Consider the following 16,746-nt stretch of genomic DNA (forward strand, 5'->3'; position numbering starts at 1 on the left):
CCCTACATTCAAGGTCAAGTGAGTCATCCCACAGATCGTAGTATTATCAATAGATACTCCTTCCAGAACGCAGGAAAATTCTTTGATTGACGAATTAGTGCAGGAAAATGCCACACTATCGTTGGCGGATCTTGAATTGCTCAATGCGCTGCAGATTGCACCACGGGCCAGCTGGGCGGCGCTCTCCCCCGTGCTCGGCGTGCATGCCACCACCCTGGCGCGCCGCTGGGACAGGATTACCGAGCGCGGTCTGGCCCGGGTGGCCATCACTCCGGGCACTGAGCTGTTCCGTGAGTCAGACCTGGCATTCGTTGAACTGACTTGTGAAAACAAGGAAGTTCTCGGAGTTGCGCAACGTCTGATCACGGATCCGCGACTCATGACCATCCAGTTCATTGCCGGGTCCGCGCACCTGCTACTGACCGCATCCGCCGCCAACCACGGCCTGGCGGATTTTCTGCTGCACACCTTGGGACAAACGCCGGGGATCATGCATTACGCAGCTCGCACGGTGACGGATCAGCTCTACTCAGCGGCAAATTGGCGTTTCCGTGCGTTGGAACCCGGGGTGGTAGCGGCCCTCGAAGCACTGCACCGGCAGACCCTCCACACCCACGGACCCCTGCCGCAGCTCGACGCCGCGAATCGCAGCATCCTGCAGCACCTGAGCGTTGACGGCCGCGCCGGATTCCGTGAAATCGCCGAGCGTACGCAGCTAAGCCCGGCATCGGTCAAGCGGCGCATCTCCCGGCTACTGGGCTCACGCATTGCCGATGTCCGCTGCGATGTCATGCGCAGCGATTCAGGACACAGCTACAGCGCGATACTGTGGGGCGTGATGTCCTCCCGGGATGTCGCCCGATTGGCTTCGAAGCCCAGTGCGGACATCCCGGCGCTTCGCATGATGTCGCTCGTGACCGGCAGTGCCAACATCCACATGGTCGTTTGGCTGAATAATCCGACCGACCTGCCGACTGTTGAACGCCAGCTATTGGAGGGCTACCCGGGGCTGGACATCGTGGATCGGCGCATAGTGCTACGCACCTTCAAGTACAACGGGGCTCGTCTGGAATCCAACGGGAGAATCTCCCAGGTGCTTCCCCTGGCGTACTAGAGGAATAATCAAGGGAAACAATCTCGGCGTATCGGCGCACAATCGACGACGTGCACGTCATCACGGACACCGACCCGGGCTTCCTTGCCGCTGCATTTCCCATCGTGAGTGACGACATTATGGCGGCCCTGTCCGAACTCCATCTGACCCCGTTCACCTACCTGACTTATCGGTGCGGCGATAACCGGCAAGTTCACCGCTAGTCCGGTGCCTGACCTGGCAATGGCTAGTGGGCGCGCTGACCTACTCCACTGAGGTATGGGGCGATGCCGTGTAGCTGGTAGATTCCATTCCGGCGGGCGGACCCAGTACGGGTACGGCGCCTGGCCTGCACACCGGTTCCGGGGTTTGCGGTGGTTAAGTGGCTGCGACCGGAGGCATGTGGGAAGATTTGGCCATGACTGAACCTGCCAGCATGCCCTGTGGATCTTGGCGTCAGGACCGCACCTTAAGATCCCGAAGAGCTTGCTGGCGAGCACCATGACAATGGATTTGATCATTTCGTCTTCGCTCACGATCCCGGAATCCGAACTGCGTTGGCGTTTCTCACGTTCCTCTGGTCCCGGGGGCCAGCACGTGAACACCTCGGACAGTCGTGTTGAGCTGTCGTGGTCGATCGCCGACTCGGGTGTACTGACCGAACAACAACGCGAACGGCTCTTGCAACGCCTGGGCCCGCGTTTGGTTCGCGGCGTTCTTACCGTGAGTTCCTCCGAACAACGCTCCCAGGTACGCAACCGCCAGGTAGCACTCGGGAAGCTCGGTGATTCCGTGGCCGCAGCGCTGCAGCCCGATGGCCCTAAACGGCGTGCCACGAAACCGACCAAGGGCTCGCAACGCCGGCGGCTCGAAGCCAAATCCCGGCGCTCGGCAACAAAACAGCACCGGCAGCGACCAACCGCCGACTAGAGCGGTTTTTCGACAGCCCGGCACGCACAGTCCACGACCCACCCACTGTGACTCACACATTGTCTTATTCATCGGACTAGTTGTCGACTTTTCCTCTGGCTGTGCAACAATCCATCCGGAGACACATGCGCCGCATTGTGGAACCCGCATGCAGGAGGAAGACGTGGGAGTTCAAAGCATGGAACAGCAGGTGGAACAACGTTCGAACGCCGCATGGATCCTTGTTGTTGCCTCGGGTGTGGTGGCCGCCCTGCACATCTGGAAGCTGCCTTCCGCCTTGCCGGTGATCCAGGAACAGCTCGGCTTCTCGCTGCTGGTTTCCGGTGTCCTGCTCGGCGTGGTGCAGGTGGCCGGGATGCTGGGCGGGTTGGCTTTCTCCCTGCTGGCGGAGATCATCTCCCCCCGCTGGACCTTCATCACGGGCCTGTTGCTGATTATCGCCGGTTCAACGATTGGATCCCTTTCCCAGGATGCGTCACTGTTGGTGGCTACCCGCATCGTGGAAGGCATGGGAGTAGTGATGGCCGCGGTCATGGGGCCCGGGCTCATCCGCAGCCACGCCCCCTTGCCCCGCCTGAACCAAGCGGTAGGTTGGTGGGCCGGCTACATGGGTCTGGCCACCTTCATTGGCCTGCTCGCCACCGCGTGGACTCTGCAGTATTTTTCCTGGCAATCCTGGTGGCGCTTCCTTGCACTACTGACCGTCCTACCCATCCCCCTGCTCCTGAAGATCATTCCCCCGCAGGCCACTGCGGGAACCGCGGGGGTTAAAGCCGCGACACGGCGCATCCTCGCTACGGCATCCTCGGGGCGGGTGTGGCTCAGCGGCTTGATCTTCGGCTGCTACACCGTCCAGTGGATGGCGGTGGTCGGCTTCCTGCCGAGCATCTACCAGGAGACCGGAATGAGCCAGCTCACCGGCGGCTTCCTTTCGGCCGTGGTCGGCGGGCTCAACGCGGTCGGGGCCATCATCACCGGATTGCTACTGCAACGGGGTGCCTCGGGCAAGGCCATGCTGATCGCGGCTTTTGCCATTATGATCGGCACCTCGATTGCCACCTTCGCCGTTGATTTCCCCGCCGATCTGATCCTGTTGCAGGTTGTGTTCCTCGGCCTGTTCTCCCTGTGCGGTGCCATGATCCCGGCGACGATGACCAGGGTTGCGGTGGATCTTGCCCCGGAGGGTGGATCCGCGCCGGCGGCCGTGGGCCTGATGCAGCAGATCTTCAACGTCGGCAACTTCACCGGACCGATGATCGTTGCCTGGCTGGTAGTGCAGACCGGAGGCTGGAACACCACTTGGTGGATGACCAGCTTCTTCGGGCTAGTGGGCATTACCCTCACGTTGGTTTTGGCGCGAGGCGATTCGCCGTTGAAGAAGATCCACAGCTGATCTTCACCCGGGCACGCCACCGCTACGGCTATGACTCGATGGCACCAGCCACCGCGTGGAACGTTGTTGTTTGTGCGGTTGGGCCTTGCCTCCGGTTTGACTGCAGCTCCTCCTACGACAGCCCTACCGCATTGCCCTTGTCATCTACATCCATGTGCATGGCGGCCGGCACCTTGGGCAAACCCGGCATGGTCGTGATCGCCCCGGTGATGGCCACAATGAACCCGGCACCTGTCTTGGGGATCAGCTCGCGAACCTGCAACATGAATCCCCCGGGGTCGCCCAACAGCTTGGGATCATCAGAGAATGAATACTGGGTCTTGGCGATGCACACCGGCAGATTATCCCACCCGTTGGCGTGGATCTGCTCCAGCGTCCGTTTGGCGCCGGTGGAGTACTCGACACCCGCTGCGCCATACATCTCACGCGCCACGGTCAAGATCTTTTCCTCGATGGGCCGTTCCAGGTCATACAGCGGGGAGTAATCGACTGATTCTTCAATCGCCCGCAAGACCGCGGCAGCCAGTTCACCGGCCCCGGCTCCTCCGTGCCCCCAGACATCAGCCACCGCGCACGCAATGCCCTGCGTTTCGGCCCACTCGGTGACCACCGACAGTTCCGCCTCGGTATCCGTGACGAAACGGTTAATGCCGATCACCGGTTGGATGCCGAACTTTGAGATGTTCGCGGCATGGCGTGCGAGATTCGACAAGCCGGTGTGGACCGCCGCGACGTTCTCGATCTGCAGCTTCTCCTTGGACACTCCCCCGTGCATTTTCAAAGCACGTACGGTTGCCACGATCACCACCGCGGAGGGGATACATCCGGCATAGCGGGCCTTGATGTCCATGAACTTCTCGGCACCCAGGTCGGTACCGAAACCGGCCTCGGTCACCACGATATCTGCGAGTGCCCGGGCGGTGTTGGTGGCTATGGCCGAGTTGCAGCCGTGCGCAATGTTGGCGAAAGGCCCGCCGTGGATGAATGCGGGCGTGCCGCCGATGGTCTGTACCAGGTTGGGTTTGATGGCGTCCTTGAGCAGCATGGCTAGCGCACCGGCAGCTCCCAGGTCATCCACGGTGACCGGAGTCTTGTCGTAGGTGTATCCAATAGTCATGCGGCCCAGCCGGGCGCGCAAATCCTCCAGCCCGGTGGCCAGGCAGAAGACCGCCATCACTTCGGATGCTGCGGTGATCTCGAAACCGGTTTCCCGCGGGATCCCGTCAGCCGGTGAGCCAAGACCGATGACCACGTGCCGCAACGCTCGGTCGTTCATGTCCAGAACGCGCTTGAACGTGATGCGGTGCGGATCAAGGCCCAGGGAATTCCCCTGGTGCAGGTGGTTGTCAATCAACGCCATCAACAGGTTGTTGGCACTGGTGATGGCATGGAAATCACCGGTGAAATGCAAGTTGATCTCATCCATCGGCAGCACCTGCGACTGGCCGCCGCCAGTGGCTCCGCCCTTCATCCCGAAACTCGGTCCCACAGACGGTTCACGCAGGGCGATCATGGTTTTGGCTCCGGCGGCGGCCAGGGCATCACCCAGGCCCACCACCATGGTCGATTTCCCTTCCCCTGCCGGTGTCGGAGACACTGCGCTGACCAGGACCACTTTTCCCAGACCGGCATCACGCGACGGCACCAATGCCGGGTCGATTTTGGCCTTGTACTTGCCATAGGGTTCGACCGCGTCATCCGGGATTCCCGCTGATTCGGCGATCTGCGCGATCGGCTTGAGCACCGCACGCGAGGCAATCGCAAGATCACTCATATCGTTTTCCGTCGACTCGGTCATCGGGTGTCCCCTATCTGGTTTCCAGTAGTCCGGGAGATGAGGAAGCCCGAAACGTCGGGATTTCCTCGATTATCCTTCAAGCTACCACTCGTCCACCGGGCTTCCCGGCATGAGTGCAGGTTTCCGAAAAGGCGCGGCGTACCGCCAGCCATCTTCCAACGCAACATGCAGGTCAATGAGGGGCATGATCCCCGGCTTGAGACCACTGGAAACGAGGATTCGCTGGGCAAAGGCATCGCCGAGTTGCAGCGGCTGGTTGCCCATAGTCCGGATACGGTTGTGGGCTGCTTCGGCCTTACCGTGCCGAGGCGCTACCGGTTGGTCATCTCCCCCCGTGGCCAAACATCTTTTCACCGATATCACCCGCACCATGTCCTGAGGTTTCATCGCAGTGGAAAGCGCCAGAGTCCTCGACCAGCGACGGGCACAGCTGAGGGGGAAACATTCTGATGCTTGATTGCCGCCCAGAACCTATCGGCCACGAACGATACTCAGCGCCTCACCTATTCCCTTTCCTTTTGATCCCGGGGTGCCTTTATCTCCGTGAGAACATGCTCACCAGGCACGAAGGGATGAACACATGGCCGGAGGCAGTTCGCGGCCCGGACGCAGCGTCACGTCCAATGCCCCGGTCAGCCCTTCCGCCGTCGACACCACCCGGCGCACACTGAACCTGGCCGAGATCTCCACATCCGCCGACCTGCCACTGTCCACCATCGACCGGCAGGTCCGGTAGGCGGTGTGTCCCTGGGCAAGCCCCACCCCGGCAACTACAACTCCGCCACGGTGTCGGCGAGAAGTTCTCCATAGGTTTCGCTGCCATGCGGGCCGGGGTGGATCCGGTCGGGCGCAAAGTCCGCGACCTCCGACGCGCTCCCGGCCCAATCCACCAAATGCGTTCTGCGGTCACTGCTGGCTGCGGCGCGCAGTTTCGCATTGACGCTGTCGATCCATTTCCGTGGGGCGTAGGCAGTAACCAGCAGCAGCTCCCTCCGGGGCCCGATGATCTCCCGGATATCCTCCAAGGTTCCTGCAGGCACATCCCCATTGGTTCCGAGCCCCAGCACGATTACCTTGCGCAGCTTGCCTGCGTTCTCCAGTTGCCTCAGCCTCGCCGGCGCATCCCAGATCTGGGCACCTACCGAGGCCTCGATGGTAATTCCCGGTAGCTGCTTGAGTAATTGTTGCGACGAGGCAAGCATGACCGAATCCCCCAGCGCCGTGACATCACTGCCGGTGAAGTTCCGGGTTCCGCGTTCGGCCTGCGGCGCCGCCTTTGTCTGTTTGCCAGGTTCTGTTATGGACGGCGCAGCGCTTTCCTGCCCGGCCTCCGGTAAGGACGGTTCCTGCTTCGCCAAGGCGTCCTGGGCCCGGGCCAGCTGCTGCTCCAACTGGCTTTGCCCCGGCGACGCCAGCAGCACCGACATTGCGCAGGCCGGCACCAGCAACACGAGCAAGAGCACAAGCGCCGAGGCGACGCTTCCGGCCGCGCCTTGCCGCACCAGTCCGATCCGGCTGGTCATCCACCTGGCCCAACCCGCGCAGGTGTTCTTGAACCCGTGGCGCAGAATCGGCTCTTCGACAAAGCGCCATGACACGGCAGCCGCCGAAACCACCAGCGGGATGGTGCACAGGACAGCAGCGGTTGCAGCCTGCGGCGGAAAGACCGCGGTGGCCAGCATCAGTAACGGCCAGTGCCATAGGTACAACCCATAGCTGCGGCAGCCCAGCCATCGCAGGTATTTCAGGCTCAGCAGCGAGTAGACGAGCGTCCCCGGAGCCTTCAACGTCAAGATCAAGACGGTGCCCAGGACGCAGAAGATCGCCATCCCTCCCTGGTAGGCCGCGGCAGAGGTGTCGGAGAGGACGCAGAATGCCGCCAGCAGGGCGAGCAACATCGGGACCTGGGACAACCGAGCGGGCAGTCCGGCCCGAGGCGGCGCACTATCGGCAGTATGTCCCGAACGCGCGCCATGGACGGCGCCGGCGGCGCCGAGGAACAGCCCGAAGCCGTGCGTCCACGTTCCGTAATACAGGGCACTGGGATCGGTTGAAGGATCAAAACCCCAGGCCATGCTCGCTGCCGACGCCGCTGCCAGAACCAGGATTCCCCACAGCAGCTTCCGGCGGGTGCGCAGCAGCCAGGACAGCCCCGCCAACACCACCGGCCACAGCAGGTAGAACTGTTCCTCGACCGCAAGGGACCAGAGATGCTGGAAATACGGAGGTTCCATCGAACTGAAGTAGCTGTTGCCGTGGGCGATTTGCATCCAGTTGCTGGTATAGGTCAACGCGCCGGCCCACTGCCAGCGCAGGCCTGCCGGAAGATGTCCGGCGGCCAGGAGGGCCAAAGCGGTTGAGACCACCAGGACCAGCAGCATCCCCGGTAGCAGGCGTCGGCATCTGCGCACCCAGAACCCGCGCAGGTCGGGGATCCGGCCGGCGGCTGTCTGCCGTAGTAATCCGCCGGTGATGAGGAACCCGCTGAGCACGAAGAACAGGTCCACCCCGAGGAACCCGCCGGGCAGGAAGCCGGGCCAGAAGTGATAGACCAGTACGGCGAGCACCGCGATGCCACGTAGCCCATCAAGTGCAGGGTTACGGGAGGCCAGTGCGGGATTGTGCTGGATTGCGTTCGGCGCTGGGGGCGCGACGGAAACTGGACGATTCACACCAGCCATGGTTCCAAGCCGCGCCGACGGGCAACGACCAACCGGATAACGCAATTCCATCGATTTTGTTACACAATCGACAGACGCCCAGGCGGCGTCTTCGGGCGTTTAGCTCCGCGATCACGGGCATAATTGGCAGTACCGGCCCGTAGGCTGCGGGATGTCGGCATGCGATCGGAAGGAAATCCTGTGGCTTTACGGCGTGCACTTGGCATGCTTTGCATCCTGCTCCTGTGTCTGGGAACGAGCGCCTGCGGCACCGGAGAGGCGCTGCGGATCGAGTCACCTGCCACCCGGATTGCCCCCGGCACTCCACCTGCCGGCCAGACAAGCAGTGATGGCCATTCCTGGGAAGAACCGTTTGCGCCGTCACAGGTGCGTGAGATCCTGCTAGAAACGGACCTGGGTGCCGTAAGTACCCCGGACAACTCCGCCGAGGATATCCGCGAGTACCTGATCGACTGCGACAAGTGCCTGATCGCCCTGCCCGGCTACGAAACGGCGGACGAGAAATTCCAGATCTACTCGATCAGCACGGCTGCGGATTCCTACAGTTTCGCTTCGTTCGTCATCAGGAACGCCCGGGGAAAACCGGAAGTTGCCCTGGCGGTCGGTGGTTCCGACGTGTACTTGAGCGCAGGGAAGGAAGGAAGCGTGGTTGCCCAGGAAGCGCTCTACAAACGGGATGACCCCATGTGCTGCCCTTCCGGCTGGTCCGTGCGCATGTTCCGCTACCAGGACGGACAGTTCGTACAGGGAGATTCATTCTCCAGCCCGATCGACCCTCTCCAGGAAGAAGGAGCATCGCCATGAGGCCCACCGGCATCCGCGTGCTGATGATTGAAGACGATGCGGTCATCCGTGAGGCAACCAGTATCGGCCTGGAACGACTGGGGTACCACGTCCTTGGAGCCGATGACGGCTTGGAAGGACTGGACCTGTTCCGGCAGTTGCAGCGGGAAGCACCGGTGGACGCGGTGCTTCTCGATGTCATGCTGCCAACCATGAACGGGACACAGATCTGCCGGGAGTTGCGCAGCTTCAGCAATGTCCCGGTCATCATGCTCTCCGCCCGCAGCGAGGGCCTGGACATGGTCACCGGGCTGGATGCAGGTGCGGATGACTACCTTGCCAAGCCGTTCGACCTGCAGGTACTTGATGCCAGGCTGCGGGCGGTACTGCGGCGGACGGACAGGCAGCCGTCCAACCCCGGGGCCGCTGATCACCGGCAACCGCAGCCGAAACCCCTGGACATCGATCCATACCGGCTCGTGGTCAGGCTCGATGGACACGAGGTCCACCTGACTCCCACGGAAATGAAGATCCTGCTGATCCTCGGCGAAGATCCCGGCGTCGTCGTTTCGCGCAGCGATATCCTCGCCGAGGTCTGGGGCTACAGCTGGGATGCCGACCATCGCGTCATCGACGTCCATGTCCAGCGCCTGCGGCGAAAGATCGGTGCATCCCGTATCGAGACGGTCCGCGGTTTCGGTTACCGGCTGCAGGTTCGGGTCATATGAGCCTGCGCTGGAAAATCACCGGAATGACGATCCTGTCGGTGCTTCTGACCTTGGTCCTCTCGGCCCTGCTGGTGCGTCAGATGATCACGATCACCGAGGAACAGCGGTTACGTGAGGAAGCGACCGCCTCGCTGGAGCAGGCGGCCCGAATCCTGGACGAAACCGGTCTCAGTATCCTGGGGGCCAAGGTCAACGACCCCCGGCTGCCGGCCGAGGCGCTGGAGGCCGCCCAGACCGGTCACGTCGTCACCTTTCGTTCCACGATCGATGAGCAGGAAGTCATCTATGCCGCAACCCCGGTCAATCTGGGCACGCAACCGGCGGTCCTGTCCCTGTCGGTGTCCTGGGCCAGCAGCCTCCGGATGCGGCAAAGCGTTGACACCGCCCTGCTGTGGGCCGGTATCACCACCCTGGTTCTCGTTTCCGCAGTCGCCGCTCTCATCGCATCCCGGCTTGTCAAACGCTTGTCAAGGGGTTCCCAGGCCGCACGGGACATCGCTTCGGGTGAACGCCAGGTGGTGGTGGAAGATTCGATCGGCAAACCCTTCGTCGGGGCGGATGAAGTTGACCGGTTCGCGGAAGCCGTAGATGCCATGGCACGGGAGTTGAACGCCAAGATCATTGCAGAGCAGCGCTTTTCCGCGGATCTGGCCCACGAACTGCGCACGCCGTTGACCGGGTTGGTCACCGCCGCGAGCCTGCTTCCCGATTCCCGCCCCACGGAGCTTGTGCAAGACCGGGTCGCCAAGCTGCGCAGCCTCGTTGAAGACCTGCTGGAAGTCTCGCGCCTGGAGTCCAGATCCGAGTCGGCGGCACTCGTTGAGCTGACACTGGATCCCTGCGTCGCCGACATCCTTGGACGCATCCGCGGACGATACCCGGAGCGATGCGCGAGCCTGGAGTTGCGGCCTAATGCCGGTGACAGCACGGTGCTTGTCGAGCCGCGACGGCTTGAACGCATCCTGGAAAACCTGATCAGCAATGCCGCGGCTCATGGAGCTGGGCCAATCCGCGTAGACACCCGCAGCGGGTACGTCAGCGTGCTGGATCACGGCCCCGGTTTCCCGCAGAGCATCCTCGATACCGGTCCGGAGCGATTCGTGTCCAAGGGCGGCGGCATTGGTCTGGGACTGACCATCGCAAGCGGCCAGGCGCAGGCCATGGGGGCCACGCTGGAACTCTCGAACCAGGGTGGTGCCTTGGTGGAACTCGGCTTCCAGACACCCGTCCCGCGCCAGGATGCTTCCGGCTCGCCCAAGGCATATCCAGGGGTTCCGGACCGGTGACCAGGCGTGGGCCCCCGGAATCGACACCGGCGGCACCCCCTCGACCTAACCGAGTAACCAGGATACCGTTTACGACCTCTTTACATCTGTTAAAGCATTTGCGTCTGACTCCGAAGGTGGGCAAGCTACTGTGGAAAAGGACTACGGCACCACACGGATCGGTACATGCTACTCACCCGCCTGCTGGCCACGAATGAGGGCAGCGCACAACGGCTGATCGGCGGGGATCACGGCCACTGGGAAATGGGGACCCTGTTCAAGGAACTGAAGTCCACCCTGTTCACCGGCCGGGTGCTGCGCTCACGCACCCTGGATCTGGTCGAGCAGGAATTCTATGCCCTGCTGCTCACCGAACAGCTACTGCGCATCGTGATGAGCGAAGCGACGAATACCGACCCGTTCCTGGACCCGGATCGGGCCAGTTTCACCATCGCGCTGACCACGGCCAGGGACACACTCATCCTTAACCCGGCCCCGGGCCACCGGGCAGGGAACGGATGGGCACCGCTCGCTGGCAGGATCTGTCACCACCTCATCGCCGGGCTACTGCCAGCACGCAGGCTGCGCTACGGGCCGCGAAAAACGAAACGAGCGACCTGCCGGTACCAAGCCCGTTCCGGCAAGCCCCACGGGCCAACCCTGCCAGCCCGGCTAACCATTCAACTGACACCGGCCACCATGTTGACAAAACCGTCAGTCACCCAGCGGAACAGCATTGGGACGAGGAGCATGCCCTGCAGGTGGCCGAACGCATGGATACCGGCAGCGTCGTGGTGAACTTCTTCGCCTCCAACCATGCCGCACCCTTCGGCGGACGCTACGATTCCGGTCTGGGCACCGGGTACAGTCCGGAAGGGCTGGCCGCCTACCTGAGCTGCAAATCGGTCCACCGGCAGGTGCGGTAGGCGGGTAGCCGATTGCGGGGATTTCTGGTGGTCGGTCATTCGTTGGTCGCCCGAGGCGCCCAAGCCGACTACGCGTTGGGTCGTGTTCTACAAGCCCTCGGGCAACGGATAAAAAGGGGCACGGTCAGCAAGGAATTCGGGGAGTCGCACGCGGGCATGCCAATGCCCTCGTGAACGACAGCGGTATCGGAGTTCACCAGCGTTGCTGTCACAACCAATCAAGACTAGGCGTTGGCTAGGCCGTTTTCTTCTTCGCCATGTCTTTGATGATCTGCGGGGTAGGTTGGCCCAGCTCCTCATCGATCTTCACAATCAATGCGGCACGACGTTGCTGGATCAGCTGTGACTTGCGAGTGGATTTACTGGTCGACATACGGCGGTATTTCTGCTGTTCCGAGGCATCCTCCGAATAGTCGGAATCAGTCTCAGCGCGCCAGGTATCCTGTGGCTTCGCCTTCTTCCGGGTTACCATCGTCTTCACCTCCGCTCTCTTCTTCAACCGTATCAGGCACATCTGAACTCATGAAGAGCAAATCAGTCACGGCTTGGCGGATCATTGTCAGGTCCTGCTCATAGGGTTTACGACGAAGCAGCTTCTTGCCGTCTTCTTCGCCTACCAAGTTCTCCAACATCGTAGTGCCCACAAGTTGCCCATCTTGGCTATCGCCAAGCGACAGGTCAAGTGCGTATTGAACCCGTTTCCACCATTCCTCGGCATAGTCGATCCGTGATCTGAGCTTGAAGGTCCGCAACGCCGCCCACGCAGCCAAACCGGCAATGAGCGGTGTGGCAATCGGCGCTGCGGACGCCAACGCTTCAACACCGGGTGTCATCCATTCCCAGAGCTCATTCATAGCCGTGGAGCGATCCTACCGTCCACCAACGCACCATAGCCGTCAGCGTGCTGACGGCTCCAGAGGTGGCCACCGGATCCGGGGCATGGACGCGCAGCTGGGCCGAGGCAACTACGTCGTGGGCAGCAAAGTCACGTACCGTGCGCGCCACCGTGGCGCGGATGAACGCCGGCAGCAGCACACTTCCCGTCGGCCTGTTGTCGTTACAGCAAACCAGACGATGGTCCGCTCAGGGCATTCCCACCAGGCGAGTTCAGGCCAGCACTTGCCACTCCATACTGCGCTCATCCCCCGCGTCGAGCATCCAGCCCTCCGGATCCCGACACAGGTTGCGGGCCAACGGAAGCTGGTGCGAGCCGCTTTCGATAATGTGCATCAGATACCCTCCGGTATTGGGAAAGGCCACCAGGTCCCCGGCGGCCACACCGTGGGGGAATTCGAAACGCCGGCGCAGGATCAGTTCCTCCTCGATACAATAGGCCCCCACCAGGAACGCGCTGAGCCCGCTCCGCTCGCGTCGAGGTGTGGCCGTGTGGATGAGCAGCGGATCTACCAGGAAATCCGCCGAGGTCGAACGGCACTGGGTCCTATTCATATGCAGGCCCACCAGCGGCAGCCCATCACTGCGGGTCTTGACGAAAGCCACCTGCGCCAGGGTCATCCCGCACCCGTCCAGCAGTGTCCGCCCGGGTTCGCACCGCAACTGGATACCACGCTGCCCGAGCATCCGCGCCACGGAATCAGAGCCCTGACCGGGATGACTTGCAAGAATCCTATCCAGCCACTGCCCGCGGATCAGCTCCTGGTGGTACGGATAGACCGCGGTGCTCGCCTCCGCTGCCGTAGCGCCCAAACGATCCGATTTCCAAGTCAGCGATTCATCCCCCTCCGGTAGCACGGCGAGCGCCTCCCAGAACCCGTTCCACTGCTGCGCATCATCCAGATAGGACATCGGGATCCCCCCACCCATATCCACGAAATCCGGGGCATGTCCCAGGTCCCGCAGCGCATCGATCAGCCGCAGTGACTCCTCCAGAACCGCTGCCCGCTGCGTGCCGCTGTAGCCGTTGAGGTGGAAGTGGACGCCGCGGATTTCCAGCGATTCCAGACGTCCTGTAGCCTCCAGGAATTCGAGCCACTGGGCGGCACGCAATCCGAAACGGGTGGGGGCAATCAGGGGGTTGTCCGAGGCCAGGCGCAAGGCCACCCGTGCGGTACGTCCCCGTTCGTCGGCCATGTGCAGCAGCTCCAGGGCTTCGTCGATATTGTCCAGGCTCAGCACGACCTCGTTCTCCACCGCCAGCCGAAGCAAAGCCTGGGACTTCACCGCAGCGGTGACAATCAGTCGTTCGGCCGGAACACCGCGTTTCAGGCACTGGTCCAGTTCATGGAAGCTCGCCACGTCCACCCCGCACCCTTCCGCTACGGCCTGGTCGATGGCCCCAATGGTCTTATTGGCCTTGCGTGCCAGATAAATCTGGAAATCAACCTGGTGATCCGCAGCGGCCCGGCGCAGTTCGCCAATATTGCGGCTCATGGATGAGAACTCGTGCAGGTTCACCGGCGAACCGTGCTCCCGGATCACTTCCCGGCAGGCCTGCGCATCGCCCAGCAACTGCTCCATCCAGGGTTCCAGACGGGCGGTCAGCGGGGCAGTTCCGTACATCAAGGGTTGCATCATCGGGCTACTTTCTGGCTGGCGGAGGAAATTTCAAGGGCTACACGTTTTGCCCACCGGCGGTATTCGGGGTGCAGGGAACGATTCAGGGTGTCATGGCCGAGGGTGGGATCTTCGGTCGGCCTGCCCAGGGCCACCAATCCCTCGTTGCGTTCACCCCGGGCGTTGAGGCAGGTGCCGTCGGTATCGGTCAGCAGTCCGCGTTCGGCGCGGCGGACAAGGATTTCCCCATCCTCCAGCAATCCGTGGATCAAGGGGCTTGCCGCCTCCCCGTCAGGTGCCGGGGCGCGGAGCACTCCGGCCGGTGCGGTCACCGCATCAATGGTTATCGCCTGTGCCTCGTTGGCCTCTGTGGTCACCGCCTGCTGCAGTATCCCCGCCTCGAAGAGCGCCAGGAGCTTGTGTGCGGTGGGTTCGGGTGGCCCAAAGGCCATGCGCTCAAGGTGCGCCGCCCGGTGGCGGAACCGCTCTCGGTCCGCATCGCTCCACGTGATTCTCGATAACGCCGGGACCAACTGTGCATAGAGTCCCGACCAGACAATTCCCCAAACCCATTCCGGGGTGGCGGCCTCCCGCGACCAGTTGGCTTGCAGGGCCGCACGCAGTCTTTCGGCAGGGGATGTCATGGCAGCCATGGCCACGGACTCACCGTTCTGCACAGTGCTCCACAACTCGCTTGGCGAAGCCTTGATTCCGCAGGTTCCTGTACAGCTCACGGCACAGTCCAGCAGGATCTTCCACAGCCCCTGAAGATCGGCTGTGGGCGTGGCAGTGTGTGCCGGGTTGGGCACCTGGTTCGCGGCGCCCCAGCTGCATACTCGCAGCCGGTATTCATCCAACACCTCATCGAGACCGGAGGGCACGGCGTGGGGTTTGGGGTTCATCGGGATGCCGGTGCGCGACACCATGGTGATCCGCGCCGGTTCACGCCCGCCGGGTAGGTAGCGCAGGGCCGCGGTTCCTTCCTCCGACAGCTGTTCCCAGGTTCCCCCACGCCCCTCGGTCAGCCGCAGGATTACGTCGTAGGCGGTCAGGGCCGCACCCCGGATCAGGACGCTGCTTCCCGGCGGTACTTCGTCCATGCCGCACCCGTTGTATTCAACCGTCAGCTGCGCCGCGGTGAGCGACCTCTGGGGTGCCGACGGGGAACGGTACCCGGCCAGGCCATGGCCGGTGGCGATCACCACTTCATCATGGACCCGGGTGCCCTGTGCGGTGAGCACTTCCCACTGCCTCCCGCGGCGGACCACCCCGGTCACGACCTCGGCTCGATGCTGCACATCCAACCTCCCGAGGCCTGTCAGGTTCTCGAATTGCCGGCTGAGATATTCTCCGACCAACGCCCTGGATGGATAGGGATCCTTATCCCAACCGTTTGCCCGTGCGGCCCGCCATTGGTCGAAGGTCTGGGCGCACAGTGACGAGGAGGCATCAATAATGCGGGAGTTGACGTTCAGCCGCAATTCCGGCGGCTGGTCGACATTCCATACCCTGCCGGCTCCCGGTGGATAGGGGTCGTAGACCTCGACATGGACCCTCCCGGCATCCGCGGCCTGCAAGGCGTCATTGAGTTCAAGCAGCGCGAACAGGCACTTGGGTCCACCTCCGATCATGGCAATGCGGGTCATCGGATGGACAGGCCTTCCATGACCTGGCCCGAATCGGTTCCGGGCTCCTCCCCCAGGTTCTCGCGCACCCAGTCATCGTTGTACACGGTGTTCAAGTACGGCACCCCGGAATCATGGACCAGAAAGGCAATCCGGGCACCTTCCGGAATGTCCGGCAGCGCCCGGCCCATGGCGGCAACAATCGCCCCGGTCGAGGCTCCCGCGAGGATGCCTTCACGCCGGGCCAGCAGCCGGCAGCCGCGGACCATCTGGATCTCGGGAATCCGGTACACGCGGTCCGGCTCGGCCTGCAGGGCCAGCTCGGGCATGGCGCCAGCGCCCAGCCCGGGCAGCCGCCGGTTTCCGGACTTGCCGTCGAACAGTACCGACCCCTGTGCGTCCACCGCGACCAGTCCGGTCGCCAGCCCCTGCTCGCGGATGTAGTGCTGGCATCCCAGCAGGGTCCCGGTGGTGCTGGTCGCGACGAAGAGCATATCCAGCCTCCCGTCCAGTGCTTCCATGATCTCCGGCATGGTGGACGAGTAATGTGCCTGGGGGTTATGCGGCGAACCGTATTGATTGGTGGTCACCGCCCCCGGGTTCCCGGCAAGCAGCTGCTGCACCCGTTGGCGGCGCGCGGCGAGCTTGTTTCCGTCCGGTGGATTGCGCACCAGATCGACCTCGGCCCCGTAGGCCCGCATGATCTGCAGCGCCGACTGGTTGGCGTTCTCATCCACGACCGCAACAAACCTGATACCGCGCACCACGCACTGCCGGGAGAGGGCGATTCCCAGGTTTCCGGACGTCGATTCGACAATCATGCCACCGGGTTGGAGCGCACCGGATTCCATGAAGGCCTCCACCAGGCTTCCGGCGGTGCGTTCCTTGGTGCTCCCGGAGAGCTGCAGCAGGTCAAGCTTGGCAAAAACCTCGATGCCTGGCGCGTCGAAGAGCCGGTCCAGTTTAACGGTGGGTGACTTGAAGGGGCTGAGGGTTCCGGCACTATTCAT

The 16,746-nt window shown here is 62.7% G+C and carries 18 protein-coding genes; 10 read left to right on the forward strand and 8 right to left on the reverse strand.

All coding sequences use genetic code 11. From position 1 onward, the window contains the following. Positions 1-82 precede the first annotated feature (82 nt). The 4 genes from OK351_RS14775 to OK351_RS14790 all read left to right on the forward strand — a co-directional run bounded on the left by OK351_RS14775 (position 83) and on the right by OK351_RS14790 (position 3,416). The gene (locus OK351_RS14775) at positions 83-1,114 is read left to right on the forward strand and encodes an Lrp/AsnC family transcriptional regulator (RefSeq protein ID WP_265160454.1); all 1,032 of its coding nucleotides are present in this window, start codon (positions 83-85) and stop codon (positions 1,112-1,114) included. Between the two features lie 50 nt (positions 1,115-1,164). Beyond that, the gene (locus tag OK351_RS14780; protein WP_265160456.1) at positions 1,165-1,317 is read left to right on the forward strand and encodes a hypothetical protein; all 153 of its coding nucleotides are present in this window, start codon (positions 1,165-1,167) and stop codon (positions 1,315-1,317) included. 283 nt (positions 1,318-1,600) lie between these two features. Beyond that, positions 1,601-2,023: an alternative ribosome rescue aminoacyl-tRNA hydrolase ArfB gene (arfB, locus tag OK351_RS14785; RefSeq protein WP_265160458.1), complete on the forward strand. Its 423-nt coding sequence runs from the start codon at positions 1,601-1,603 to the stop codon at positions 2,021-2,023. A 178-nt stretch (positions 2,024-2,201) separates the two neighbouring features. Beyond that, positions 2,202-3,416, forward strand: coding sequence for an MFS transporter (locus OK351_RS14790; protein ID WP_265160461.1), 1,215 nt, complete (start codon positions 2,202-2,204; stop codon positions 3,414-3,416). Positions 3,417-3,528: 112 nt separating this feature from the next. Here the strand turns inward: OK351_RS14790 and OK351_RS14795 are convergent, their stop codons facing one another. Both OK351_RS14795 and OK351_RS14800 read right to left on the reverse strand, forming a co-directional pair. Continuing rightward, complete coding sequence (locus OK351_RS14795) at positions 3,529-5,190, reverse strand: formate--tetrahydrofolate ligase (RefSeq protein ID WP_371931463.1); 1,662 nt, start codon at positions 5,188-5,190, stop codon at positions 3,529-3,531. Between the two features lie 105 nt (positions 5,191-5,295). Then, positions 5,296-5,478 carry a hypothetical protein gene (locus tag OK351_RS14800; RefSeq protein WP_265160468.1) on the reverse strand — a complete coding sequence of 61 codons (183 nt, stop codon included), beginning with the start codon at positions 5,476-5,478 and terminating at the stop codon, positions 5,296-5,298. A 316-nt stretch (positions 5,479-5,794) separates the two neighbouring features. Between OK351_RS14800 and OK351_RS14805 the strand changes: the two genes are divergently transcribed. Further along, positions 5,795-5,950: a hypothetical protein gene (locus OK351_RS14805; RefSeq protein WP_265160471.1), complete on the forward strand. Its 156-nt coding sequence runs from the start codon at positions 5,795-5,797 to the stop codon at positions 5,948-5,950. A 34-nt stretch (positions 5,951-5,984) separates the two neighbouring features. Here the strand turns inward: OK351_RS14805 and OK351_RS14810 are convergent, their stop codons facing one another. After that, positions 5,985-7,886: an acyltransferase family protein gene (locus OK351_RS14810; protein ID WP_265160474.1), complete on the reverse strand. Its 1,902-nt coding sequence runs from the start codon at positions 7,884-7,886 to the stop codon at positions 5,985-5,987. A gap of 189 nt (positions 7,887-8,075) precedes the next feature. On the opposite strand from OK351_RS14810, the gene OK351_RS14815 reads away from it, so the two are divergent. From OK351_RS14815 to OK351_RS14835, 5 genes are all read left to right on the forward strand, one after another. After that, entirely contained in the window at positions 8,076-8,699 is a 624-nt protein-coding gene (locus OK351_RS14815) for a hypothetical protein (protein ID WP_265160477.1), read from the forward strand. Further along, positions 8,696-9,406: a response regulator transcription factor gene (locus OK351_RS14820; RefSeq protein WP_265160479.1), complete on the forward strand. Its 711-nt coding sequence runs from the start codon at positions 8,696-8,698 to the stop codon at positions 9,404-9,406. Before OK351_RS14815 ends, OK351_RS14820 begins: the two co-directional genes overlap by 4 nt. Then, a complete protein-coding gene (locus OK351_RS14825) occupies positions 9,403-10,692 on the forward strand; it encodes a sensor histidine kinase (RefSeq protein WP_265160482.1) in 1,290 nt (429 codons plus the stop codon). Before OK351_RS14820 ends, OK351_RS14825 begins: the two co-directional genes overlap by 4 nt. A gap of 165 nt (positions 10,693-10,857) precedes the next feature. Next, positions 10,858-11,469, forward strand: coding sequence for a hypothetical protein (locus OK351_RS14830; RefSeq protein WP_265160485.1), 612 nt, complete (start codon positions 10,858-10,860; stop codon positions 11,467-11,469). After that, positions 11,445-11,597 (forward strand): aldehyde dehydrogenase family protein, encoded by a 153-nt coding sequence (locus tag OK351_RS14835; RefSeq protein WP_265160488.1) that lies wholly within the window; start codon positions 11,445-11,447, stop codon positions 11,595-11,597. The genes OK351_RS14830 and OK351_RS14835 overlap by 25 nt, the downstream gene beginning before the upstream one ends. A 235-nt stretch (positions 11,598-11,832) precedes the next feature. Here OK351_RS14835 and OK351_RS14840 read toward each other — a convergent pair whose 3' ends face one another. From OK351_RS14840 to OK351_RS14860, 5 genes are all read right to left on the reverse strand, one after another. Further along, positions 11,833-11,970: a hypothetical protein gene (locus OK351_RS14840; protein ID WP_265160490.1), complete on the reverse strand. Its 138-nt coding sequence runs from the start codon at positions 11,968-11,970 to the stop codon at positions 11,833-11,835. A 52-nt stretch (positions 11,971-12,022) separates the two neighbouring features. After that, the gene (locus OK351_RS14845) at positions 12,023-12,451 is read right to left on the reverse strand and encodes a hypothetical protein (RefSeq protein WP_265160493.1); all 429 of its coding nucleotides are present in this window, start codon (positions 12,449-12,451) and stop codon (positions 12,023-12,025) included. Positions 12,452-12,704: 253 nt separating this feature from the next. Beyond that, positions 12,705-14,117: an alanine racemase gene (locus tag OK351_RS14850; RefSeq protein ID WP_265160628.1), complete on the reverse strand. Its 1,413-nt coding sequence runs from the start codon at positions 14,115-14,117 to the stop codon at positions 12,705-12,707. A gap of 11 nt (positions 14,118-14,128) precedes the next feature. Beyond that, a complete protein-coding gene (locus OK351_RS14855; protein WP_265160495.1) occupies positions 14,129-15,757 on the reverse strand; it encodes an FAD/NAD(P)-binding protein in 1,629 nt (542 codons plus the stop codon). Next, positions 15,754-16,746 carry a pyridoxal-phosphate dependent enzyme gene (locus OK351_RS14860; RefSeq protein WP_265160498.1) on the reverse strand — a complete coding sequence of 331 codons (993 nt, stop codon included), beginning with the start codon at positions 16,744-16,746 and terminating at the stop codon, positions 15,754-15,756. The genes OK351_RS14855 and OK351_RS14860 overlap by 4 nt, the downstream gene beginning before the upstream one ends.

Origin of the sequence: Glutamicibacter sp. MNS18 (genome assembly GCF_026107515.2) — a bacterium.
GTDB lineage: Bacteria > Actinomycetota > Actinomycetes > Actinomycetales > Micrococcaceae > Glutamicibacter.